This is a genomic window from Paenibacillus sp. FSL R7-0210 (assembly GCF_038009085.1).
Lineage (GTDB): Bacteria > Bacillota > Bacilli > Paenibacillales > Paenibacillaceae > Paenibacillus_AQ > Paenibacillus_AQ silagei.
The window spans coordinates 1,683,704-1,705,900 of sequence record NZ_JBBPAR010000001.1; the positions used below are offsets into that span (position 1 = coordinate 1,683,704).

Below are 22,197 nucleotides of genomic sequence, written 5' to 3' on the forward strand. Positions count from 1 at the left end.
GCTCATGATTCATTTCAACTGAAGGAGAGAGATAATGATGGAGCGGAGCTTGAGTGAGAACAAGGCGGCTGCGGCTCTTCGCAGAGCAGAGCCTGTACACCTGCTGACTGAACTGAAGGCTATTCTGTACCTGATCCCGTTCCTGATCCCGTTCACGGTGTTCTATCTGTGGCCGGTGATCCGCGGAGCCTGGATGAGCCTGCATGTGTGGGGCATTCAAGGGATGCAGAAGTATGTGGCTTTGGCGAACTATGCAAAAATACTGCAGAATTCAGATTTCTATGCTTACCTGTGGAACTCATTCTATTTCGTGCTGCTGTGCGCGCCCACGGTCATCATCCTGGGCCTGCTGCTGGCCCTTATTATTAATCAGAGAATCTGGCTGCGAACCCTGATCCGCTCAGTGTTCTTCCTGCCGTATGTCCTGTCGGTCTCCGTGGTCAGCTTCATCTGGCTGCGGCTGCTGGATGCGAAGAACGGCCCGGTGAATGCAGCCTTACATATGCTTGGCATCAACGCAGACATTAACTGGCTTACGGATCACCGGTTTGTGTGGTGGGCGATTACCCTGGCAACGGACTGGTGGAGCGTCGGATTCGTCATGGTGCTGTTCCTGGCCGGTCTACAGGAGATTCCCACTGATCATTATGAAGCGGCGAAGATCGATGGTGCGAACGCGTGGCAGCGGTTCTGGAGCATTACCCTGCCGGGACTGTCCAATGTGATGAAGATCCAGATCTTTTATCAGATTATCAACTGTCTCAAGCTGTTCGGGCAGGTACAGATTATGACCGGCGGCGGGCCGGGCGATTCCACGAATACGATGATCCGCTATATCTATGTCACGGGGTTCAAAAAGGATATGTTCGGCATGGCTGCGGCGCAGTCCATGGTGTTCTGCTTCATCATGCTGCTGATCGCCGTGATTCAATTCAAAATTACAGACCGCAAGGACGGATAGGAGAGGAGAAGATTCATGAAGAAGCTTGCTTTAAATACTGTGGCTATTGTGCTTGCCCTGCTGTTTGTTCTTCCGCTGATCTGGATGTTTCTCACCTCCCTGAAGCCCGATGGTGTGAATGTCTATACGCTGGCCGATTGGGTGGATTGGTCGGATCTGAATACCGGTAACTATGTCAAGGTCATTAGAGATTCGCAGATTCTGCTCTGGACCTGGAACAGTCTGGTGATCGGCGTACTCACTACCCTGATCTCCATTCTGCTTAGCTCGCTGGCAGCCTTCTCGTTCTCCAAGCTGCCGTTCCGCACACGGGGCATCTTCTATGTGCTCATTGTCTCAGGCCTTCTGATTCCGACAGAAGCTATTCTGATTCCGCTCTATGAGACTGCGCTGCATCTGGAACTGATCGATAATATCTGGGCGATTATCCTCCCGGGACTGACCAACCCGATCGGTATTCTGCTGCTGAAGCAGTTCATGGACGGCGTGCCTAAGGATTATATTGAAGCCGCGCAAATCGACGGCAGCCGCAGCTTCAGGCTCTGGTGGAGTATCTGCCTGCCGCTGACGCGCTCGGCGATGGTGTCTGTCGGGATCTTCTTTTTCATCCTCTCGTGGAACAATTTCCTCTGGCCTTATCTGGCGATTACCTCGGAGGAGAATATGATCCTGTCGGCAGGGCTGCCCACCTTTTTGTCGAATAATAATATGTCGCTCAATCTCATTATGACAGCCAGCGCCCTGGCGGCGATTCCGACGATTGTTGTCTTCATCCTGCTCCAGCGTCAGATTGTCCAGGGCGTAGCCATGTCGGGGGTCAAGGGGTAGCCTGAACCATATTATATACCGGGAAAGGGATATAGGGCATGCGTACATCTCCTGAGAGTTCTGCCAGGTCCTTGCGGCTCCGCTTGATATCCTGGATCATCCAAATGAAGAGCAGCATGCGCTATAAGTGGATGCTGCTGCTTGTTCTCTTCTCCTTGACACCGCTGGTGGTCATGGGGATTATTTCTTTTTCCATCTCGAAATCAACCCTTAACGACAAGGCTACCGAGTATTCGGAGCATCTGCTCAATCAGACCGCTGATAATCTAGATACGCGCCTGGGCATCTACAAGGATATGCTGATGCAGGTGCTGAACAATCATGAGATTGTGGGGATGCTGCGGGCTCTTGATGGGACCACTCCGGCCAGCTATGATGTGGATAGTCTGTCTCTGACGACGAAGCTGTCCACGATTGTGGCAATTAATCAGGATGTACAGTCCATCTCCTTCGTCTCGGATAAGCACTATATCAAAGGAATCTACCGCTGGAGCACGCGCACGCCCGCCGAGGTGGAGCCGTTCCTTGCGACTCTTAAGGGCGGCAGCAATTTCCGCTGGTATCCGACCCGCTACGGCACTTATGTGGACAGCCTCAATTCCCAGAGCACCCATGTCTTCTCAGTCGCCAAGCAGCTCTATAAAATATCCGATGACAGTCCCCTGAAGATTGTTGCCGTGCTGGATATCCGAGAGGATGTGATTAAGGAGCTGGTCTCGAAGGCGGTCAGCAATAACCGTGACCTGCAAAGCTTCGTGATAGACGGCGGAGGCAGGCTCGTCTCGTACCCGGACAGCGGGCTGATCGGCCGGAGCGTGAGCGAGGTGCTGGGACAGGCAGGGTATGAGCAGCTCATGCGTACCGGACAGGAGGAAACGAGGTTCCCGCTTGCCTACATGGGAGACAGCCTGATCGTGAATGCCAAGAAGCTGCATACGAATGACTGGGTGGTCGTCAATGTGATCTCCAAGGCGGCGCTGTATCAGGATTCCAACCGCCTGCTGCAGATTTTCATCTTCGTCGGGCTGCTCTGCATCGTCTTCTCGGTCATTGCCGCGCTGGTGCTGGCGAACTCGATTACGAACCCGATTCTGAAAATGATCCGGCTGATGCGGCAGGTGATGTCCGGCGAGCTCAGCGTCCGCTACAAGGCCAAAAGCCGGCATGATGAAATCGATATTCTCGGCGACAACTTCAACGCAATGGTCGTGCAGATCGACGGACTCCTGAAAGCGGTATATCTGGAGCAGGACCGGAAACGGATGGCTGAACTCAAGGCGCTGCAGGCGCAGATTAACCCGCATTTTCTATACAACACGCTGGATATTATTAAATGGACGGCGCTCATTCAGAAGGCCAATAACGCGGCGGAGATGGTCAGCTTATTATCTCGTCTCTTGCGGATCAGCCTGGGCCGGGGGGAAGAGACGGTTACGGTGGAGGAAGAGATCGAGCATGTACAGTGTTATCTGGGCATACAGAAGTTCCGGTTCAACTTCAAGATTGACACTATCATTGAGATGGATGAAGACGTCCGCCGCCTGCGTACGCCGAAGTTGATTCTCCAGCCCATTGTCGAGAATGCGATCATCCATGCTTTTGGGGAGATGGAGTCCGGCGGTATGCTCCGTATCTCCTGCACCAAGGCACCGGGCAACCTGCTGTGGTTCGAGGTCACTGACAACGGCAAGGGCATGGACCCTGTGCAGGCCAGTAGTCTGCTGGATGGGCAGGCGCGGGAGGAGGAGAAGCCGGGAGGCATCGGGCTGGCGAATGTGGACGAGCGGATCAAGCTCATTTGCGGCAAAATGTACGGGCTGGACCTGCGCAGTGAACCGGGAAAAGGGACGTCTATCCGGATCAAGCTGCCGCTTATCACAGACGACACAAGGGGGAACCACTGATATGTACCGGGTCATTATCGTAGAAGATGAATTTATCGTGAGATATGGTATCCGGTCGATGATTGAATGGGAAGCCATCGGGATGGAGGTCACCGGGGAGGCCGGGAACGGCCGGGAGGCGCTGGAGCTGATGGCAACCGGACTGCCCGACATCCTGATTACGGATATCAAAATGCCCGTCATGGACGGCATTGAGCTGATTGCCGAGGTGCGCAAGCTGTCTCCGGACCTAAAGATTGTTATCCTCAGCAATCTGGAGGACTTCCAGTATGCCAAGGAAGCGATTAAGCAAAATGTCTCCGACTATATCATCAAGTCGGATATGATGCCGCGCGACTTCGAGCAGGTACTGCTTAAGCTGAAGGACAGCCTCGAAGGGGCGCAGAAGCCTTGGGAGCAAAAGTCTGCGCCAGCTCAAATTGCGCCGGTGCATAAGGAGAACTTCCTGATCGAGCTGCTGGAGCTCGGGGCGGTTCAAGGCAGAATCGAACACGATACACTTTCGCGGGCAGGGCTTGCGGAGAAGCGGCCGCTTTATGTGCTGCAAATTCTGCCGGGGGGCAGAGCAGAGCCGGAGTATGGGCAGGGAGCAGCGGTAATCCGCAGCCTGCTTGAAGAGATAGGTCTTAACGATCCTGTTATCGGCTATGAGCTGATTCGTGACAGACAAGGTGTACTGCATGTAATTGTAACCTCAGAGGTAATGGTACAGACCGGTAAGGCTGCGATTATGGACCGCTTACTCAGCTCCAGTGAACAGTTGATTCTCCGGCTATCCAGACAATACGGCTGGACTGTAACGATTGGCATTAGCGGAGAAGTCAGGGAGTGGGCGGATTTGAAAAATGCGTATGTCCAGGCCGCAGGCGCTGCAAGGATGAAGTTGTTCATGGGAACGGGGCGTGTGCTGGTTCACGGTAGCGTTGAACTGCTGGCACAAGGGCCGCAGTCTGACGCTGCACAGCCTGACACAGCGCAGCATCAAATGACACAGTCAGGGACTACACTAGCGCCATCGCTCCAGATTAGCAGCCATCAGATTCAGTCGATGGTCTATGCTTTTCAGTCGCGGGAGCTGGAAGAATATCTGGAGCAACTGTTTGGTCAGCTGGTTGTGCGCAGGGATGCGGAGCTGGTGCAGATTATTTCACTGGAGCTGTTGATGATTCTAACCACTCTGTGGCCGGATGTGTCGAAGGATGCAGAGCAGGTGCTTGAGCTGAAGAAGCAGTACTTTGACGAGCTGTCCAAGCTGGAGACGCTGGAAGAGAGCCGCGAGTGGTTCCTGCAGGCCTTCCAGGCGCTTGTTGCACATATGAAAGAGATGTATAATAGCGACCGTAACAGTATTATTAAGGCGACTCAGTATATCCGGCAGTATTATCACCAGGAGATTACCCTGCAGTCGATCAGCGGGCTGGTCCATCTGAGCAAGAACTACTTCGCCAATCTGTTCCGCAAAGAAGTCGGGGAGAGCTTCCTGGAGTATCTGACCCGCATCCGCATTGAGAAGGCGAAGAACTTGCTGACCGGCGAATTGAAGGCTGGCGACATAGGCAGTCTGGTCGGCATCCAGGACCCGAAGTATTTCTCCAAGGTATTCAAGAAAATCACAGGCGTATCTCCCTCCGAGTATCGCGCGCTGGTCCGCAAGGAGCGGTAAGGGAGCCTCGCGACGGAACTTATTGCAAACGCTTACAATATTTAGGGAGCATGTACAGGAAAGTAGAATCATGGTGAGCCAGTGAAGTGAAAGGGATTTATCCCTCTGGTGGTGCTAAGTAATGTTGGTGAAGAGCACAAGTACACATGAATTCGCAGAATGATGCCCAAACGAACAATTAAGGAGCATAACTCTTGCATTATTCGTCCGTTAGATTGATTTATGTTGATTTATGTTTCAAGGAGGAGGAGGAAGATGAAGCTGATCCTGCCTGTTCTGCTGCTGTGTCTGCTGCTGTTCACGGGCTGCGCGGATTTCTCTTCCAGGTATACGGAGCCGCCGGAGCGCAGCACGCCTGTGACGATCTCCTTCTGGAATCCGTTCGGAGGGGGAGAGGGCGAATTCGTAGAGCGGATCATCCATGACTATAATGCTTCCCAGAGTGCAGTGTTCGTCAAGCAGCTCAGACTGGAATCGAACGAATATTATGCGAGACTCCGCACCGCTCTGTCCTTCGGCAAGGGGCCTGATGTGGCGGTCATTCATGCTGACCGGCTGTCTCCCTTCATCAAAGCGCAGCAAATTATACCGCTCAATGCTCTGGCACAGCAGGGCGGATTCCAGTTCAATCAGATCGGGGAGCAGAACCTTCAGAGCGTCAGCTATGCCGGGCAATATTATGCAGTGCCTCTGGATACTCATTTCCATATGCTCTACTATAACAAAGCAATTCTGGCCAAGGCCGGTGTATTATCTGCTGACGGAACACCGCTGCTGGAGGAGAATACACCGGAGGGATTCATCCGCCTGCTGCGGCAGATTGCAGCCAGGGTACCGGGTGTACAGTCTATGGCGGTGAACACCCCGTATTTCCAGGAGTCTTTTCTCGATCTGTATTATCAGGCGGGTGGAGAATTGCTCAGCCGGGACGGCAAGCGGGCAGCCATCTATAATGAGAAGTCCGTAGAGGTGCTGAGCTTCTATCAGCGGCTGTTTGACGAGGGATTAAGCGATTTGAGCGATAATACGCCTTGGGATTCTTTTGACAAAGGGCAGGCAGGCCTATGGTTCGGCGGAGTATGGGAAGCAGGCCACCATCTGGACAATAAGGCGCTGGATATCGGGATTATGCCTCTTCCGCCGATCTTCGGCAGCGCAGACCATTGGGGAAGCTCCCACACCCTGGTGATTCCAGCCTATACCACCGTGGAGAGGCAGGCGGGTGCCATGGACTTCATGAAATACTTCTCGGAGGTGGGCGGAATGATCTGGGGCGAGGCGGGGCATGTTCCGGCGAACTCTACTGTTGAAGAGAGCCGGATGTACCGGGAGCTGCCTTACCGGGAGCGGTTTATTCAAGCAAAAGATCAGGTCAAATTCGCCCCGCAGACGGATAAATATGCAGCTCTGTTCACTGCAATGTCCGAGGAACTGCAGCATATCGTGCGCAACCGGATACAGCCCGAAGCGGGACTTAAGCGGCTGGAGGAGAGTCTGAATCAGATTCTGGCGAACTAGGTGATCAGCTCCGGGACCGGACAGAACCCAGGGTTCGCGGTGCACAGAGCTGTGGTGAAGTCGGGCCGTGTCTTCCTCAGCACAGCGAAATAACTACGGATGACATGATTCAGCTCAGGGCTACCATTCTGGAAGGATAAGGACTTAAGGGTCTGAACATGGGTGTAATAGTATTTGGTCTTCTGCTTAGGCAGCTTGTAGACGGTTGGCGGAACATACGTAGTGACGTCAAAAAGATTGGCATAGCGGTAGCTGCTGCGCACATACCGGCTGAAGGCGTTGGCAAAATCCGGGTCGCCTACACGCGGAGACCCGTAAGTATACAGCCGGGGGGTGGTGAAGGCGGAGTTGGCAGCAACATCCAGCGCACATAGAGTAGCCAGTGCCCCGCCAAGGCTATGGCCTGTTACATATAGCGTCTTCTCCGGAGACAGAGTGCCAAGCAAGGAGAGAATGGCATCCCGAGCGGATGCATAGATATCGGTGAACCCCCGATGGGTCATGCAGGGTTCCTGGATGTATTTAAATTTCTTTTGCGCGGCATTCATGTTCGAGAGCCAGTCATTGGTGGAGATGCTTCCGCGCCAGGCAATAATGATCTCCTGCGGTGATTCCAGAATGAAGCCGAACAGCTCCCACACATTCCCCATCGATTTCGCCTGGAAGCTATGCACGGCCGAGAAGTCCGCCGGTACCACGAACGCACCCTCCGCATTGGCAAATTGGGTATAGGTCTGTCCGCAGACAGCCGCCAGAAAAATCGCCCATTCCGCCTCACCTGTCATGGTACTCATTCTGCATCCCGCCTTTCTTTATATCTGTGTATGATGGGAAGGCGGGATTGGTGCCTAGCGGGCAACGAGACCCGGCTTAAGAGAAACGTCAGCCACTCACAATGGCCTCGAAATCTACCTGTGTCAGCTGCCGTGAGACCTCCCACAGCCTGGATGCGGCAGCCCGGTCCAGTGCTTGCGGAGCCATCTTGCCGGGCTTAGGCAAGCCTCTGGTTTCTGAGAGTCTGCCGGGACCGTAATAGACTCCTGCCTTGGCCTCCGGTGATGTGGCGGCAAACAGTGCAGGAAGTGCGCCTTGGGCCGCCGGCTGGAACAAGATTGGCCCAAGCAGTCTACGGAGAATGCCGGGAGCGCTGTTTGGTCCTGCCCCATTCAGCAGCAGGTCCGTACGTGATATCCCCGGGTGAACCGGTAGGCTCAGCAGGTTCCATCCGGCCAGGTCACTGCGGCGCTGCAGCTCAAGAGCGAACATAATCATCGCTATTTTGGATTGGGCGTAAGACTGCCCGGCATGATAACGGCGTTCAAATTGCAGGTCGTCAAAATGAATGGAGCCACTCCGGTGGGCAATACTGCTTAGACTGACCACCCGGGGCTCCTTTGCTTGGCGCAGCAAGGGCATCAGGTACGCAGTGAGCGCGAAGTGTCCAAGGTAATTCGTACCGAATTGCAGCTCGAACCCGTCTGCGGTGACTTGGCGTACAGGTGGAGTCATGACGCCAGCATTGTTAATCAGGAGATCAAGACTGCGCCGCTGAGTATTCATTCTTGTGCCGAATGCCTGCACAGAAGCCAGACTGGCAAGATCCAGCACCTCAAAACGTATGTTGGCTGAAGGAACGCTTGCGGAGATCCTTTTAACCGCTTTAGCTCCCTTCGCTGCATTCCGGCCCGCCAGGATAACCTCTGCCCCGTGCCGTGCCAGTTCAAGCGCGGTTTCGTAGCCGAGTCCGCCTGTACCAGTAACAACGGCCGAACGCCCCTGCTGGGAAGGAATCTGGGCAGCTGTCCATGTGGGGAATTTGTCCATTTAATGTTCTCTCCTTTGTTTGTCCGCCAGGTGCATTAATACATAGTTGACCCGCGGTTTGTTATACTCCATGCTAATACTTAGAGATTTATCGAAGTCAAGCCACTTTCAAAAACCCATGGTGAGGTGAAAAGCTGATGTACAGTATTAATGAGGTAGCGGCGATTTGTGAGGTAACAGCACATACGCTCCGCTTTTATGATAAGGAAGGGCTGATGCCCTTTGTCGGACGCAATGAGGCGGGGAACCGGACCTTCTCGGAGGGGGATCTGCTTTTGGTTAAAGTCATCTGCTGCCTGAAAAACACCGGTATGCCCATTAAAGAGATCAAAAGGTATATTGATCTGGTAATAGAAGGCGACAGCACCAGGGAAACGCGGCGCGGGATGATGATTGCACACCGGAAGGAAGTGCTGCGGCAGATGGAGGAACTGAAGAAAAGTTTGAATATTATTGATCTGAAGGTGGCTATGTACGAGACCCATAATATGGACTTGCTGCGGGAGATTTAGGGGCTGGACAGTTAGAGTTATCTCTAACCGATTAACCAATGTATGTAATTCAGAATATGACGCAACGAAAGTGTGTGTTGGAATCAAAGGAGCAATCGAAATGGTCGAGGAACGTATCCTGCTTGGGGAGATAAGCATTAATGCTAAGTATTCTTTAAAAGACAAGCCTGTCATCCTGTTGCTTCATTTCAGCGGCGGAAACCTGCATATGTGGGATGGAGTTCTCCCGCAACTGGAGCAGGACTACAGCATCCTTGCACCGGATCTCCGGGGGCATGGCCGGTCGGACAAGCCGGAGACTGGCTATCATATTGACGAGATGGCAGAGGATATGTATCAGTTACTGAGGCATTTGCAGGTGGACAAGTGCCACGTAGTAGGAAGCTCCATGGGAGCACAGGTAGCGGTCAGTCTGGCAGCAGCCCATCCGGAGCTTGTATTATCTCTGGTGTGCGAAGGTGCGCTGAATAACGAATTTGGCGAATATGGTATTTTTGACGGCACGGCGGAAGCGGTGGAGCAGAGGAAAGAGCAGCTTCGGGCAGAACTGGAGGAATGGAAGGAACCGTGCTATGACAGCGTTGAATCGTATGTAGCCCAGCAGCGGGCTGAACTGACTGCGGAGGGCCTGTGGAATGAATATTTCTGTGCGTTCTATACGCATAGTCTGGAGCAGCATCCAGACGGTAAGTATATCTATTGTTATCCGAACCGTGTCAGAATCGAATACATAGTGAAGTATTGGGAGCTGTCTTTTGAACACTATTATCAGACAATACAATGCCCGGTCCTGTTCCTGCCCAGCGAAGCGGAATGGAACGATGAACGGGTCCGCAGCAGTCTGAATGCCTTCGCAGAGCTGCTGGACAGCTATGAAATTGCGCGGATCCCGGATTCGCTTCATGCGTATGTCTGGATGCAGCTTCCGCTTCAGGCAGGTCAGGCTGTGCGGGATTTTCTGGACAAGCAGCTCTAACCCTACCAAGCATATAAAGAAGCCCGGTTCAGAGACAGGACTCCGAACCGGGCTTTGCTGTGTGAAGGATGGTGCCTATTTTCAGCTTTTATTCGCCCTCCGGCGGATCTTCAACTACCCGGTCAGGCAGCTGAGTAACATAACTGTCGGACATGCGGAGCAGCTCCAGCGCCCGGGTGAATTCATCCTCTGTCGATTGAAGCAGATCCGTGCCGTCACCGGACAGGGTGTAATGCTGGCCGTCCTCGAACCCGCTGCCTGACAGGAACAGCTCTTCATTATTAACGAAGGAACCCGTAGGCAGATAATAGCGCTGCGGCAGCAGGTTGTACGCGGTCTGGTTAAGCAGATCCTGTCCGAAGTGGATATGATAGTCCAGCGGAACCCCGAGCAGATTGGCAACGGTCGGCAAAATATCCACCTGGCCGCCTAACTGCTCCTTCAGTGCCGGTGTGGTAATGCCTGTGGCTGAGATGATCAGCGGTATATTAATCAGATCACGCTCATTATATTCATGGTCCAGAATCTCCTCCAGCAGGACCTTGTCTGCCTCTTTTAGCGAGAATATAGGAAGACCCCGGTGATCGCCGTAAAGGACCACTATGCTGTTATCCCACACACCGCTGCTCTTAAGCTCTTCTATGAATTGGCCCAGCGCATAATCCGCATAGTTCTCAGCCCGGATATAGTCACCGACCAGCGTCCCTTCGTACCGTTCCGGCAAGGTCATCTTGTATTTGCTCTCCGGGATCGAGAACGGATTATGCGACGACATCGAGATGACATGGGCATAGAAGGGCTGTTCACGCTGATCCATCTGCGCAAGCTCCGCAGAGGTCTTTCTGTACAGGACTTCATCCGAGGAGCCATAGAAGACGGCATCCTCTTCGCCGAAGTAGGTTTTGTCGTAATATTGATTGAAGCCCAGCGCCTTGTACAGCTCCCCGCGGTTCCAGAACTCTACATTATTGGTATGAAAAGTCGCGGTATCGTACCCCTGTGCCTCCAGCAGCTTCGGCAGGCTCGGCAGCTCCTTCGGAGCATACTTATCTGTGGCCGGACCGTCCGGCGGCACATAAAAGGAAGTGTTGACGATGAATTCGGCATCCGAGGTATTGCCCTGGCCTACCTGCTGAAAGAACCGGGGGAAATAGTAGCTCTCGCCGGCCAGCTTATTCAGGTTCGGTGTGATTTCGGTTCCGTCCACGGACAGATTGATCAGGAAGTTCTGGAGCGACTCCATCTGCAGGATGATCAGATTCTTACCCTTGGCAGCCTCGAACAAGACCGGATTAGCTTTCTGCTGAATGCCCTTTGTCATGTCGATGCCAGCCTGGGAGATTTGCGCAGGGTCCATAGGCTCCTCTGCGGGTTCACGCAGCAGGGCGTAGGCTTCATAATTGAGAATGCCCATTTGCTCTGCCTTGACATTCTCATTCATACTGGCTTTGTTGGGGAAAATATTCATCATGCACAGCGTAAGCGAGATACAGAACAGGATAGCCACTGCCTTGCGGTTGCTGGGCCGGGACATGGAATGCTTCCAGGCGAGCGCTTTTTTGCGTCTGAGCATGATCAGGCTGATAATAATGATGTCTACGAAGATAAGCATATATTGCGGATGCACGACGGCGAATATACTTTTTTTGACGGCGCCTACCTGCTTGACCTGTCCGAAGACCTGTGACGTAGCAATCATACCAAAATGATTATGATAGACGATGAGAGAGAAGAACAGTACAGTAATGAGCAGATTGACGATCAGATAGATGGCGACCTTGTGCTTGGTGGCGAACCATTCGATGAGGCAGAACAGTAGCAGCACGAACGGGATTTCCTTCAGCCAGGTGGTCCAGGTGGGACCGTCCTCGAATAAGTAATACCAGGCGAAATAACTTTTCACCAGCATGATCAGCGAGAAGAACAGAATCGACCTTTTTCGAAGCGAACGTGATTCCTTGTAAGGCATTGCGTATGCGCATCCTTTTCTATATAATCCATTAATTCTATTACAGGGCCGAGTTCAAAATCAACCGGTATTTAAGGGCAGTTTGGTGAAAAATAAAGGTGAAAGTTCACCGCATATACGTTATTCTCTAAGAAGCATCCGGGAAGTTGAACCGTTGATAAACGAAGCAGGAGGAACAATGATGACCAAAGAATTCTCGCGCCAATATACAGACAGTGTGAAGCAGGAACTATTGAACAGACTCGGCCTGAAGCAGGTGTATTTCAAGGGACAGCAGGGCGAGGACCTGTTATATGAAGCAACGGGCTTTGACCGCGGCACCTCGCATAAGTTCTGTGTCAGAACGCGGAAGGGCACCGTTGACGAATGGGTAGGCGGGAAGTGGATGAAGGTCCGCAGCTTCTCGATTGCCAGCAAACAGGAGGGTTCAGAATGAGCAGCAATTCCCATTTGCAGTTACAGGTACAGCCTTTGACAGAGATCAAGCATCTGAAGATTCATGGCAGAACGACCGGAGCGCTTAACCCCCTGACGTTATTCTGGACGGGCAGTGCGATAGAAGTGAACCTCCGGGCCTCCGAGCTGTGGCTTGAAGTAGAGTCCGGTTACGATCATCACGAATCCTGGATCAGTGTGCTGATCAACTCCGTTCCCGTCAGCAGACAGATGTTGAATGCCGGAAGGCACTGGGTCTGCGTATTCAGAGGAATGAACCCTGAGACTGTGAAGAATATCCGGATTGTAAAAGAGGTCCAGGCGATGAGCGGCGACCCCGGCGCCTATCTTCAGTTCCATGCGGTCCGCACAGACGGCAGCTTCCTGCCTGTTGAAGCGAAGCCGTACCGGCTGGAGTTCATCGGTGACAGTATCACCTCAGGTGAGGGCGTCATTGGTGCCAAGAGTGAAGAGGACTGGATTCCCGCCTGGTTCAGCGGCGTTCATAACTATACAGCGATCACTGCCGAATCCGTGCAGGCCGAATTCCGGGTGATCTCACAGAGCGGATGGGGAGTGCTCTCCAGCTGGGACAACAATCCTAGAGGCAACATCCCTGATATCTACGAGCAGGTCTGCGGTCTGCTGACCGGCCCGCATAATGAAGCGCTTGGTGCGCATAAGATGAATGATTTTGCGGCCTGGCAGCCGGATGTGGTGGTAGTTAACCTGGGTACCAATGATGACGGTGCGTTCAACTCCCCCGAATGGCTGGATGAGAGCACCGGACGTATCTATAAGCAGCGGCTGAATGAAGACGGAAGCTATCATCAGGAGGATCTGGCCGCCTTCGAGGCCGCGGTTACGAGGTTCCTGGCGAAGCTGAGAGGCTATAACCCCGGGGCGCATCTTCTCTGGGTGTATGGAATGCTTGGCCTCTCCCTGATGCCGGCGATCTACCGCGCGGTGGATGGATACATGAGGTCTACAGGCGATAAGAACGTGTCGGTGTTCCAGCTGCCGAATGTGACGAATGAAACGATGGGAGCGCGGACCCATCCGGGCCTGCCGGCGCACGAGCAGACTGCAAGGGAGTTAAGCGGCTATATCCGGGGACTTTTGTCAGGGGCTTAACTGTAACGGCATATCCATTGAACAGTATAAGTTGCGGGAGCGCTCATCAGCTGATGAGCGCTTTGTGCTGCAATTCATCTGTTTGACAAACAAACCGTCTGGACGGTATAGTGAATGACGAGGTGATGATTGTGAACAGTAATTCCAAACGCAGTCTGATTCTGGCTGCAGCTTCAACGATTGTTAAGAATAGCGGAATTGAGAAGCTTACACTTGAAGCGGTGGCTGCTGAAGCAGGAGTGAGCAAGGGCGGTCTGCTGCACCATTTTCCGAATAAAGACGCATTAATCTACAGTATGGTTTCGGGCATTACCAATGATTTTGTTGCGGATGTCCAGAAGAGGGCGGCCCAGGATACACGGGAGCAAGGGAAGTGGAGCCGTGCTTATTTGCAGTCTACCGTAGAAGCCGATCAGGATGGGCAGGACATGAATGTTGCGCTTAACGCAGCGCTTTTTACAAACGGTGAATTGCTGGATGAATTAAGGAAGCATTATACAGTCTGGCAAGAGAACATCGAGAATGACGGGCTGGACCCGGTAATTGGCTCCATTGTCCGGCTGGCTGTAGACGGCCTGTGGTTATCGGAGGTATTCGGGATCGGCGAGATCAGCGATGATATGCGTGATAAGGTCATCCGGAAATTATATGAAATGATCCATTAAGGAGGTAGTCCCATTGAATGCTTATGTTTTACTATCCTTAGCCATTGTGAGTGAGGTCTTCGGCAGCTCTATGCTTAAGGCATCCAACGGGTTCAAAAAGCTCCTTCCCTCCATTGCGGTGGTCGCTGGCATGGGCCTGGCGTTCTTCAATCTGTCACTGGCGCTGAAAGAAATCCCTCTCGGGACAGCTTATGCCATCTGGTCTGGCGTGGGAACGGCGTTAACCGCATTGGTTGGCGTGCTGGTCTATAAGGAACGTCTGAATGTGCGAAAAATAGCAGGCTTAATCCTCATCATTGGCGGTGTGGTTCTGCTGAAGCTGTCAACGGGGGTGTAGAGATGAGAGGTTACTTAGCGCTAAGCATCGCTATTATTTCAGAAATCTTCGGTACGACTATGCTTAAGCTCTCCGATGGATTCAGCAGTGTGCTGCCGTCGATCGGAGTAGTACTTGGAATGGGCCTGGCTTTTTACTGCTTATCAATCAGTCTTCGCACCATACCTCTGAGCCTGGCTTATGCCATCTGGTCTGGCGTGGGGACAGCGCTGACAGCACTGATCGGCATTCTGATCTGGAATGATCCGTTCAATCTGCTCACCGGCATTAGTCTGCTGATTATTATCGGGGGTCTGGTGCTGCTGAATTCACCGGATAAGGCTGGCGGGGAAAACGCCCCTGAAGCTACGGAGAATTAGGTCTTGCTTATCAAGCCTCCGGTATGCTGAAATGGAAGTAGGCAACGTGCAGGAAGTGAGCGAGAAGGAGCAACCGGAATGAGGAAAATGTACCTGATAGCCGCCATATGGCTCAGCCTATTACTGCTGGCGGCATGTAGCAATGGCACCGGCAGCGGTTCTGGCGGGAGGATTGCCGATACAGGTCTAAGTGCGGCCCCGGCTGAGGATTCGGCCATTCGTGTACCCCGAAGTACGAGTCAACCGCAAAGCAGCAGCCAGCCCTACCTGGGCAAGGTCTATAAGGTTGTGGTAGATCCGGGTCACGGCGGTGAAGATCCCGGGGCAGTCTCCGTCAGTGGACGCCTGGAGAAGGATTTCAATCTTAGCCTGTCAGAGCAAATCGCAGCCCGGGTGGAGCAGGACCCGCAGCTTGAGATTCTGCTTACCCGGACCGGGGATGCTTTTATCTCCTCACAAGAGCTGTTCCGGCCCCAGTTCGCCAACAACCTGGCCGCAGACCTGTTCATCTCCATTCATGGAAATACCTATGAGGAGGCATCAGCATCGGGTACAGAAACCTTTTATTATCATGAAGAATCCTTGGCTTGGGCCGAGACTATACATAAGCATGTCATTCAAGCTACCGGTCTCAAAGACCGCGGCGTGAAGAAAGGGAATTACTTCGTTCTGCGCGATACGGTAATGCCGTCGGTGCTGCTGGAACTGGGCTATTTAACGAATCCCGGTGACGAGGCGAAGATGTGGACCTCCGGGTTCCAAGAGAGCGTGTCCTCCGCTGTTGTAGATGGGATAAGAGAGTATTTAGGGCTGGAGTGATGGATCACCACGATGTCAAAATGCACAAGGAGAAGCTTATGAACCGGATCTTAATTCTCGGATCAGGAGGATCAGGCAAGTCTACCCTGGCCCGTCAGCTTGGCGGCCTTCTTCATCTGCCGGTCGTACATCTGGATGCCCATTTCTGGAACCCGGACTGGGTTCCTAAGCCAAATGAAGAGTGGGACGAACTGGTGCGGCAATACACCGACCAGGAGCAATGGATTATAGATGGTAATTATTCAAGGACCATGGAGCTAAGGATTAAGCGTGCGGATGTCATTATTTTTCTGGATTTACCCCGGATATTGTGTATGTACCGGATTGTGAAGCGTCGTCTTATGTACCATAACCAGACTAGACCGGATATGAACGAAGGCTGCCCGGAGAAGCTCGATTGGGCATTTGTGAAATGGGTCTGGAACTATAAGGCACGAAGCCGTGCTGTCACCCTGGAGAGACTCAAGCAGACCGGAGCTCACCAGCAAGTGCTGATCGTAAATACAAGGCGGCAGGTCAAGGAGTTGCTTCATCGCTTTGCAGAATGCTAATCAGCGCCGCACATACAGTCCCTTAAGGTCCAACTGCAGTTCACTTGAGATCAGAAGCAGGATCAGTTCCTCGATTGCTGATAGAGTGGCTACTAAGCATACAACTATTGTCCAGATTGCCTGATTCACATAGGGAAGCAGCAAAGGTGTAAGGAATAGCAGCAGTCCGGCCAGCTTGTTGCCGTAGGTATGAATGCTGCCGTAGGTGCTGAATTTGCGCAGAGCGGTCAGGATGGAGGCTCCCCGGATGACGGCAATCAGCGCGATCCACAGGATGAGGCCGAGGGTCAGACCAAGGAACGGATATAAGGTATAGAGTGCAGTGCCTGCCAGCGTCATATCGGCCACGGAATCGAGCTTGGCACCGAAGCTGCTAACCGTACCGGTCATTCGGGCAATAGGGCCATCCAGCATATCGGTAATTCCGCACAGGAGGTAGACTAAAGTGAAGCCCGTGCCCAGCGGCGCCAGGTACAGCAGCAGAAGAGCCAGCCCGATTCGGCTGAGCGTGATGCAGTTGGGGACAAGCTTCATGGCAACCTCCCTTTTTAACCGTGTAATGGGGATTTCCTGTCTAGCTTATTCGTATATATTCTATGCTTCATTATGCCTCTAAATTTGCCGATTGTCTTGAATAAGAAAGTACCCGTTAATATGGTGCAGGAACTGTCGGATGCATTCCCTGCGTAGCTGTTACTCTGATGGGGAGGAAAGGGAGGTGCACGATGAACCTGCTGGAAGATATGAATGCTGCACTCTTCTACATTGAAGAGCACTTGGACGACGAGATCGATATAAAAGTGGCTGCGGGCTTCGCGTTATGCTCGGAGTATCATTTTACACGGATGTTCTCCTTCCTGGCCGGTATCCCGCTCTCGGAATATATCCGCCGCAGACGTCTTACGCTGGCTGCCTTCAAGCTGCAGGGAAGCCAGCACCGGATTATTGATGTTGCCCTGGAGTACGGGTACACTTCGCCGGATGCATTCACAAAAGCCTTTCAGCAGCTTCATGGCGTAACGCCTTCAGAAGCAAGATCGGCAGGGACACCCCTGAAGGCCTTTCCTCGAATGACTTTTCAGTTAACCATTAGAGGAGGCAGTGAAATGAATTACCGCATTGAGGAGAAAGAGGCCTTCCGGATCGTTGGACTCAAGAAAAGGGTAGCTATCCAGTTCAGCGGGGTGAACCCGGAGATCGCGGCCATGTGGCAGAGTCTGAGCATGGAGATGATAGGGGAGCTGAAGGGGCTGTCGGATATGGTTCCGTCAGGGCTAATCAGCTCGTCGGTGAATTTCTCCGAAGGCCGGATGGAGGAACGTGGGGAGCTGGATCATTATATCGGAGTGGCTACCACGCAGGAATGCCCGCCGCCCTACGCCAAGCTGGAGGTTCCAGCGTCTGCATGGGCCGTGTTCGAAGTGGTGGGTCCCTTTCCGGGCACGCTCCAGAATGTCTGGGGCCGGATCTATTCCGAATGGTTCCCCTCTTCCAATTACGAGCAGGTCCAAGGGCCGGAGCTTCTGTGGAACGAAAGCAAGGATACCCACTCGCCAACTTTTAAAAGTGAAATATGGATTCCTGTGCGGGAAGCAGTGCGCCGTTAACGGTGCAGGTATTCAGCAAGAGCGGACGGGGCTTCCAGTCAGAATGAATAGCGCCTCCTACAATCGGGTAATGGTAGTCTAGTATAACTGACTAGGAGGCATAATTCATGGAGTGGACTTTGGAAGATGTGGAAGAGACGAGCAGGCTACATCCTGAGTCGTTCTTTATTCCTGCAAGACAGGAACGGGAGACACAGGGTACGGGGAGAATGGTGCGGCTGCACTTCATGTTGACCCAACCGGCTGAAGGGCAGCCACGGGCTGAACGGATGTGGGTGGAGATCACCGGGAGAGATCCGGTTACCGGGCGGTACACGGGGCTGTTGACCAATACACCGGGGGTTATCCAGTCGCTCCAGCTCGGAGATCCGGTGGAGTTCGAGCCCAGACATATCGCCCAGACGATTCTTAGAGAAGGAGATCCGGCATGGGTCGAAGCCGGGGAGAAGGCGGGTATGGTCACCAGGCAATGCCTGACGCCAGGAAGCGGTGTGCGCTGGATGTACCGGGAGGCCCCTACCCGTGAGGAGGACAGCGGCTGGCGGCTGTTCACCGGAGAAGAAGATAACGCTTATCTGAGCGACCCGAAGAATACGGCCATCATGAATGTGTATGATCTGATCGACCGGGACCCGACCCTGCTGGAGCCTTTTAAAGGAGCTGTGGGCACAGCGTTTGAACGGAGCGGAGCGGGTGCCGCGTGGGTAGAAGTGAAGAATTGGCGGTAGGCATGATATACTAGGCTGGCGGACACAGGTGACTGTGGCCCCGGCCTTTTTTACTAGGAGAAGGGGAGAAGGGCAGAAGGCCAGATATACATAACAGGTAATTAACTGAGAGGAAGGAATAGAATGATTGAATTACAGCCTAGTGAGTATAGTAGAATCAAGCATCTTTTAGCGCATAGAGAAGGAGAATTCATGCCAATCCGGCCAATCACGCGAATTTCTATGATTTGTACTTCTCCTCCAGTCAATGGCTTGCGGTGCTGAAAGAACCTTTGAAAGACAACACAGTGGAGCTCAGTAGAACACATTATAAGATGAACAGTAACGCTAAAGCTCCTGCTGACATTCAGGAGGATTCTGGAGAATTTGTTTTAACTAGCATCGATGAGCAGTTGTTTGGACGCTACATTCAGGAGATGGACGATAGTTACCGATTACTGTGGACTTCGGCTGAGACCTATCTGGACAGGGCATTTGGTTATTGTTATTTGAATGAGAGCGGATTTGTAAGCGCTTGTAATACTTTTTATGTGGGTGGCGGCTATATTGAACCAGATATCATCACGCACAAGGAATACCGTAATCAAGGGTTGGCGTTCAGACTGTGTCAAGAATTCATAGCGCTTGGCCGTCAGCGGCAGCTAACAACATATTGGGATTGTGATACCGGCAATACTGGCTCCAATCATCTGGCCGCTAAGTTAGGTCTGTTGAAGGTTGGCGAAGTTCCTATTCTGTGGTGGCATGAGAGTAAGGAAGTCATTGCGAAATATTTAGCCGCCTACAACTATAATACCTAAGATTGGATGCTGTACTTTTGTAAAATTCGCTTGTGGAGGGGACCGACCTGAAGCACATATATTACTTACTGCTGGTCGTACTGCTCATAGCTGGCTGTAACACGAATAAGGAGACACAACTTACCCCTGAGCGGCCGGAGGTATTGGGAGAGATGCCTGAAGACATGCCTGCTGATTTCGATTTTCTCGTCCGGTACGGGTATGGGGAGGTCACCAAGAATGAGATCAATACGTATCAGGATACCGTGGTAAAAGATCTGATCATGAACGGAACAGCCACAGCGGATATTACGTTGACCGAAGATGAAATGCGCAGCATCTATGAGCGGATGAGAGGCATCCGAATCATGGGGAAGCTGGAGCTTGTGTCCCTCAAGCAGGGCTGCGCGGTGGTCCCTTACCAGGAAGACAGCTGGAGGATCACCGTAAACGGGTTCACACGGAATTGGTCCTGGTCCGGCGAGAATTGTGAGCTTACGGAAGATGCAGAGAAGCTGCTGGAGCTGCGGAACTTCATCGCGGACATTGTAGCGGGTAAAGAAGAGTACCAGGCATTGCCCGAAGCGGAAGGCGGCTATGACTAAGGAGAACTGCATATAAAGGTACGACTGCAAGCGTACTCCGCAAGTCCGATCCCAAAGGATCGGATTTTTGGTTTAATGGGATAGGGAAACAGCAACCGGACAGAGTAGAAGGAGGTTTAAATTCAGTTTAAATATGTCGGTTACTATCCTTATAGATTCAGCATTCAAGGAGGAATAAAGCATGAAGCAGACACAATCAGCAGGGCAGGGCGGCAGCTACGCCATTGAAGCGCAAGGATTGGTCAAAATCTACGGGAGCAACCGGGCCGTGGATGGTGTGGATCTCAAAGTAGGCACAGGAATGATCTATGGGGTGCTGGGTCCCAATGGTGCCGGGAAGACAACCGTAATTCGCATGCTGGCGACCCTACTTCGGCCTGACGCAGGTTCGGCGCGTATCTTCGGACATGATGTGGCAAAAGAACCGCAGATCGTGCGTCAGTTAATCGGAGTGACGGGTCAATATGCGTCAGTAGATGAGTCGCTTAGCGCGACTGAGAATCTGATCATCTTCTCCAGGCTGCATGGCCTGGGGCGTGCGGAGTCTCGCAGCAAGGCCTCTGACCTGCTGGAGGAATTCGGCTTGACGGAAGCCGCCAAGCGCCCCTTGAAGAACTTCTCCGGCGGGATGCGCCGGCGGCTGGATCTGGCGGCCAGTCTAATTGCGCAGCCTCCGCTCATTTTCCTGGATGAGCCGACAACGGGGCTTGATCCCCGGACGCGCAATCAGATGTGGGAGACGATCCGCAAGCTGGTGAATACGGGATCAACGGTCCTGCTGACGACCCAATATCTTGAAGAAGCGGATCAGCTGGCGGACCGGATTGCCGTGATTGATACCGGTAAGGTGGTCGCAGAGGGAACAGTTGATGAACTCAAGAGCTCGGTTGGCAACTCCTCGCTTCACCTGAAGGTGGTCCATCCGCAGCAGTTGCTGAAGGCGCGGCAGATTGTGGAGCAGGTGCTTCAGGTACGCTCTAACCTGTCGGCAGAAGCAGCCAAAATTATCGCACCGATGGGGAACGTGGACCGGGTAACCGATCTGCTGATCGCACTTCGTGAAGCAAGCATACCGCTGCTTGAGATGAGTGTGCAGAAGCCAACGCTGGATGAAGTATTCCTGACCCTAACCGGTCATGGCGTCAAGGAAGAGGCGGGGCTTGTCCCGGATAGTACACAGAAGAAGGAGGGAGTATTAGCATGAGTACTTTAATTAAGCCGGGTGTAGACCGTAATTTGAAAAACCATACCAGCTTCGGCCAAGCGGTACGTAATTCCTTTACGATGGCTTACAGAGGACTGCTCAAGATCCGGCGTACACCGGAGCAATTGTTTGACGTCACGTTTCAGCCGATTATTTTCACCTTGATGTTCACGTATATTTTCGGCGGGGCGATTGCCGGGGATGTGGCAAGTTATCTGCCGGTAATTATTCCAGGAATCTTGGTACAGACCGTAATCACGACCTCCGTCGTTACCGGTGTCCAGCTACGGGAGGATATGGAAAAAGGGGTGTTCGACCGCTTCAAATCGCTGCCGATTGCCCGGATTGCTCCTCTCGCAGGGGCACTGTTAGCAGATACTATACGTTACACGATTGCTACGGTACTCACCTTCGTAATGGGCTACATTATGGGCTTGCGGCCGGAAGGCGGCATCGGCGGGGTTGCCCTGGCGGCGGTTCTGGTCATAGGATGCTCCTGGGCCATCAGCTGGATCTTTGCCTTTTTCGGTGTGATCGCCCGTACGGCTTCCAGTGTACAGGGGATTTCAATGATCGTGTTATTCCCGCTAACCTTCCTCTCGAATGCCTTCGTGCCGGTTGATACGATGCCGAAATGGCTTCAGTGGTTCGTGAATAACAATCCGATCTCACATCTGGTCACCGCTGTCCGTGAACTGGTGAACCATGGAACGGTAGGCAGTGATCTGGTCTACTCCCTGATCGGAGCCGCTGTGATTGTAGCGGTCTTCGCTCCGATAACCGTGCGTGCGTATATGCGCCGGACGTAAGTCTGGTTCA

The 22,197-nt window shown here is 52.8% G+C and carries 24 protein-coding genes; 20 read left to right on the forward strand and 4 right to left on the reverse strand.

Translation table 11 applies throughout. From position 1 onward, the window contains the following. Nucleotides 1-34 precede the first annotated feature (34 nt). The 5 genes from MKY64_RS07180 to MKY64_RS07200 all read left to right on the forward strand — a co-directional run bounded on the left by MKY64_RS07180 (nucleotide 35) and on the right by MKY64_RS07200 (nucleotide 6,874). Entirely contained in the window at nucleotides 35-961 is a 927-nt protein-coding gene (locus tag MKY64_RS07180; RefSeq protein WP_340951837.1) for a carbohydrate ABC transporter permease, read from the forward strand. Nucleotides 962-976: 15 nt separating this feature from the next. Continuing rightward, nucleotides 977-1,789 (forward strand): carbohydrate ABC transporter permease, encoded by an 813-nt coding sequence (locus MKY64_RS07185; protein WP_340951839.1) that lies wholly within the window; start codon nucleotides 977-979, stop codon nucleotides 1,787-1,789. A gap of 104 nt (nucleotides 1,790-1,893) precedes the next feature. Further along, entirely contained in the window at nucleotides 1,894-3,693 is a 1,800-nt protein-coding gene (locus MKY64_RS07190; protein WP_340951841.1) for a sensor histidine kinase, read from the forward strand. Between the two features lies 1 nt (nucleotide 3,694). Beyond that, nucleotides 3,695-5,356 carry a response regulator gene (locus MKY64_RS07195; RefSeq protein ID WP_340951844.1) on the forward strand — a complete coding sequence of 554 codons (1,662 nt, stop codon included), beginning with the start codon at nucleotides 3,695-3,697 and terminating at the stop codon, nucleotides 5,354-5,356. Nucleotides 5,357-5,611: 255 nt separating this feature from the next. Continuing rightward, nucleotides 5,612-6,874 carry an extracellular solute-binding protein gene (locus MKY64_RS07200; RefSeq protein ID WP_340951845.1) on the forward strand — a complete coding sequence of 421 codons (1,263 nt, stop codon included), beginning with the start codon at nucleotides 5,612-5,614 and terminating at the stop codon, nucleotides 6,872-6,874. Here the strand turns inward: MKY64_RS07200 and MKY64_RS07205 are convergent. Together MKY64_RS07205 and MKY64_RS07210 are read right to left on the reverse strand one after the other, a co-directional pair. Then, the gene (locus tag MKY64_RS07205; protein WP_340951847.1) at nucleotides 6,871-7,668 is read right to left on the reverse strand and encodes a lipase family protein; all 798 of its coding nucleotides are present in this window, start codon (nucleotides 7,666-7,668) and stop codon (nucleotides 6,871-6,873) included. The two genes, MKY64_RS07200 and MKY64_RS07205, sit on opposite strands and share 4 nt — an antisense overlap. Before the next feature lie 88 nt (nucleotides 7,669-7,756). Next, nucleotides 7,757-8,698 (reverse strand): SDR family oxidoreductase, encoded by a 942-nt coding sequence (locus tag MKY64_RS07210; protein ID WP_340951849.1) that lies wholly within the window; start codon nucleotides 8,696-8,698, stop codon nucleotides 7,757-7,759. 137 nt (nucleotides 8,699-8,835) lie between these two features. On the opposite strand from MKY64_RS07210, the gene MKY64_RS07215 reads away from it, so the two are divergent. Next, nucleotides 8,836-9,210 (forward strand): MerR family transcriptional regulator, encoded by a 375-nt coding sequence (locus tag MKY64_RS07215; RefSeq protein ID WP_340951852.1) that lies wholly within the window; start codon nucleotides 8,836-8,838, stop codon nucleotides 9,208-9,210. Between the two features lie 100 nt (nucleotides 9,211-9,310). Continuing rightward, complete coding sequence (locus MKY64_RS07220) at nucleotides 9,311-10,186, forward strand: alpha/beta fold hydrolase (RefSeq protein WP_340951856.1); 876 nt, start codon at nucleotides 9,311-9,313, stop codon at nucleotides 10,184-10,186. Nucleotides 10,187-10,274: 88 nt separating this feature from the next. Here the strand turns inward: MKY64_RS07220 and MKY64_RS07225 are convergent, their stop codons facing one another. Further along, nucleotides 10,275-12,155 (reverse strand): LTA synthase family protein, encoded by a 1,881-nt coding sequence (locus tag MKY64_RS07225; RefSeq protein WP_340951858.1) that lies wholly within the window; start codon nucleotides 12,153-12,155, stop codon nucleotides 10,275-10,277. Nucleotides 12,156-12,333: 178 nt separating this feature from the next. On the opposite strand from MKY64_RS07225, the gene MKY64_RS07230 reads away from it, so the two are divergent. From MKY64_RS07230 to MKY64_RS07260, 7 genes are all read left to right on the forward strand, one after another. Next, nucleotides 12,334-12,591 (forward strand): hypothetical protein, encoded by a 258-nt coding sequence (locus MKY64_RS07230; RefSeq protein WP_339249192.1) that lies wholly within the window; start codon nucleotides 12,334-12,336, stop codon nucleotides 12,589-12,591. Then, a complete protein-coding gene (locus MKY64_RS07235) occupies nucleotides 12,588-13,724 on the forward strand; it encodes a GDSL-type esterase/lipase family protein (RefSeq protein ID WP_340951861.1) in 1,137 nt (378 codons plus the stop codon). The genes MKY64_RS07230 and MKY64_RS07235 overlap by 4 nt, the downstream gene beginning before the upstream one ends. Nucleotides 13,725-13,855: 131 nt before the next feature. Then, a complete protein-coding gene (locus MKY64_RS07240; protein ID WP_340951863.1) occupies nucleotides 13,856-14,389 on the forward strand; it encodes a TetR/AcrR family transcriptional regulator in 534 nt (177 codons plus the stop codon). 13 nt (nucleotides 14,390-14,402) lie between these two features. Further along, nucleotides 14,403-14,726, forward strand: coding sequence for a DMT family transporter (locus MKY64_RS07245; protein ID WP_036733186.1), 324 nt, complete (start codon nucleotides 14,403-14,405; stop codon nucleotides 14,724-14,726). Between the two features lie 2 nt (nucleotides 14,727-14,728). Beyond that, nucleotides 14,729-15,085 (forward strand): DMT family transporter, encoded by a 357-nt coding sequence (locus MKY64_RS07250; protein WP_036733189.1) that lies wholly within the window; start codon nucleotides 14,729-14,731, stop codon nucleotides 15,083-15,085. 78 nt (nucleotides 15,086-15,163) lie between these two features. Next, nucleotides 15,164-15,904 (forward strand): N-acetylmuramoyl-L-alanine amidase family protein, encoded by a 741-nt coding sequence (locus MKY64_RS07255; protein WP_340951867.1) that lies wholly within the window; start codon nucleotides 15,164-15,166, stop codon nucleotides 15,902-15,904. A 38-nt stretch (nucleotides 15,905-15,942) separates the two neighbouring features. Then, the gene (locus MKY64_RS07260; protein WP_340951870.1) at nucleotides 15,943-16,455 is read left to right on the forward strand and encodes a DNA topology modulation protein; all 513 of its coding nucleotides are present in this window, start codon (nucleotides 15,943-15,945) and stop codon (nucleotides 16,453-16,455) included. On the opposite strand, the gene MKY64_RS07265 is transcribed toward MKY64_RS07260, so the two are convergent. Next, nucleotides 16,456-16,989 (reverse strand): CDP-alcohol phosphatidyltransferase family protein, encoded by a 534-nt coding sequence (locus MKY64_RS07265; RefSeq protein ID WP_036733195.1) that lies wholly within the window; start codon nucleotides 16,987-16,989, stop codon nucleotides 16,456-16,458. It lies immediately after the preceding gene. A gap of 191 nt (nucleotides 16,990-17,180) precedes the next feature. Here MKY64_RS07265 and MKY64_RS07270 point away from each other — a divergent pair, with 191 nt between their 5' ends. From MKY64_RS07270 to MKY64_RS07295, 6 genes are all read left to right on the forward strand, one after another. Further along, complete coding sequence (locus MKY64_RS07270; RefSeq protein ID WP_340951872.1) at nucleotides 17,181-18,062, forward strand: AraC family transcriptional regulator; 882 nt, start codon at nucleotides 17,181-17,183, stop codon at nucleotides 18,060-18,062. Between the two features lie 107 nt (nucleotides 18,063-18,169). Continuing rightward, the gene (locus MKY64_RS07275) at nucleotides 18,170-18,790 is read left to right on the forward strand and encodes an immunity protein Imm33 domain-containing protein (RefSeq protein ID WP_063830970.1); all 621 of its coding nucleotides are present in this window, start codon (nucleotides 18,170-18,172) and stop codon (nucleotides 18,788-18,790) included. A gap of 227 nt (nucleotides 18,791-19,017) precedes the next feature. After that, a complete protein-coding gene (locus MKY64_RS07280) occupies nucleotides 19,018-19,590 on the forward strand; it encodes a GNAT family N-acetyltransferase (RefSeq protein WP_340951879.1) in 573 nt (190 codons plus the stop codon). 152 nt (nucleotides 19,591-19,742) lie between these two features. Then, nucleotides 19,743-20,174, forward strand: coding sequence for a hypothetical protein (locus tag MKY64_RS07285; RefSeq protein ID WP_340951882.1), 432 nt, complete (start codon nucleotides 19,743-19,745; stop codon nucleotides 20,172-20,174). 181 nt (nucleotides 20,175-20,355) lie between these two features. Next, entirely contained in the window at nucleotides 20,356-21,378 is a 1,023-nt protein-coding gene (locus tag MKY64_RS07290; RefSeq protein ID WP_339310259.1) for an ATP-binding cassette domain-containing protein, read from the forward strand. Further along, nucleotides 21,375-22,187: an ABC transporter permease gene (locus MKY64_RS07295; protein ID WP_076081693.1), complete on the forward strand. Its 813-nt coding sequence runs from the start codon at nucleotides 21,375-21,377 to the stop codon at nucleotides 22,185-22,187. The genes MKY64_RS07290 and MKY64_RS07295 overlap by 4 nt, the downstream gene beginning before the upstream one ends. The last annotated feature ends 10 nt before the right edge of the window (nucleotides 22,188-22,197 follow it).

Bases quoted from the DNA above. Each gene is read 5' to 3' on its own strand.
- MKY64_RS07180 (WP_340951837.1), top strand. From the start codon at position 35: ATGATGGAGCGGAGCTTGAGTGAGAACAAGGCGGCTGCGGCTCTTCGC.
- MKY64_RS07185 (WP_340951839.1), top strand. From the start codon at position 977: ATGAAGAAGCTTGCTTTAAATACTGTGGCTATTGTGCTTGCCCTGCTG.
- MKY64_RS07190 (WP_340951841.1), top strand. From the start codon at position 1,894: ATGAAGAGCAGCATGCGCTATAAGTGGATGCTGCTGCTTGTTCTCTTC.
- MKY64_RS07195 (WP_340951844.1), top strand. From the start codon at position 3,695: ATGTACCGGGTCATTATCGTAGAAGATGAATTTATCGTGAGATATGGT.
- MKY64_RS07200 (WP_340951845.1), top strand. From the start codon at position 5,612: ATGAAGCTGATCCTGCCTGTTCTGCTGCTGTGTCTGCTGCTGTTCACG.
- MKY64_RS07205 (WP_340951847.1), bottom strand. From the start codon at position 7,668: ATGAGTACCATGACAGGTGAGGCGGAATGGGCGATTTTTCTGGCGGCT.
- MKY64_RS07210 (WP_340951849.1), bottom strand. From the start codon at position 8,698: ATGGACAAATTCCCCACATGGACAGCTGCCCAGATTCCTTCCCAGCAG.
- MKY64_RS07215 (WP_340951852.1), top strand. From the start codon at position 8,836: ATGTACAGTATTAATGAGGTAGCGGCGATTTGTGAGGTAACAGCACAT.
- MKY64_RS07220 (WP_340951856.1), top strand. From the start codon at position 9,311: ATGGTCGAGGAACGTATCCTGCTTGGGGAGATAAGCATTAATGCTAAG.
- MKY64_RS07225 (WP_340951858.1), bottom strand. From the start codon at position 12,155: ATGCCTTACAAGGAATCACGTTCGCTTCGAAAAAGGTCGATTCTGTTC.
- MKY64_RS07230 (WP_339249192.1), top strand. From the start codon at position 12,334: ATGATGACCAAAGAATTCTCGCGCCAATATACAGACAGTGTGAAGCAG.
- MKY64_RS07235 (WP_340951861.1), top strand. From the start codon at position 12,588: ATGAGCAGCAATTCCCATTTGCAGTTACAGGTACAGCCTTTGACAGAG.
- MKY64_RS07250 (WP_036733189.1), top strand. From the start codon at position 14,729: ATGAGAGGTTACTTAGCGCTAAGCATCGCTATTATTTCAGAAATCTTC.
- MKY64_RS07255 (WP_340951867.1), top strand. From the start codon at position 15,164: ATGAGGAAAATGTACCTGATAGCCGCCATATGGCTCAGCCTATTACTG.
- MKY64_RS07260 (WP_340951870.1), top strand. From the start codon at position 15,943: ATGAACCGGATCTTAATTCTCGGATCAGGAGGATCAGGCAAGTCTACC.
- MKY64_RS07265 (WP_036733195.1), bottom strand. From the start codon at position 16,989: ATGAAGCTTGTCCCCAACTGCATCACGCTCAGCCGAATCGGGCTGGCT.
- MKY64_RS07270 (WP_340951872.1), top strand. From the start codon at position 17,181: ATGAACCTGCTGGAAGATATGAATGCTGCACTCTTCTACATTGAAGAG.
- MKY64_RS07275 (WP_063830970.1), top strand. From the start codon at position 18,170: ATGGAGTGGACTTTGGAAGATGTGGAAGAGACGAGCAGGCTACATCCT.
- MKY64_RS07285 (WP_340951882.1), top strand. From the start codon at position 19,743: ATGCCTGAAGACATGCCTGCTGATTTCGATTTTCTCGTCCGGTACGGG.
- MKY64_RS07290 (WP_339310259.1), top strand. From the start codon at position 20,356: ATGAAGCAGACACAATCAGCAGGGCAGGGCGGCAGCTACGCCATTGAA.
- MKY64_RS07295 (WP_076081693.1), top strand. From the start codon at position 21,375: ATGAGTACTTTAATTAAGCCGGGTGTAGACCGTAATTTGAAAAACCAT.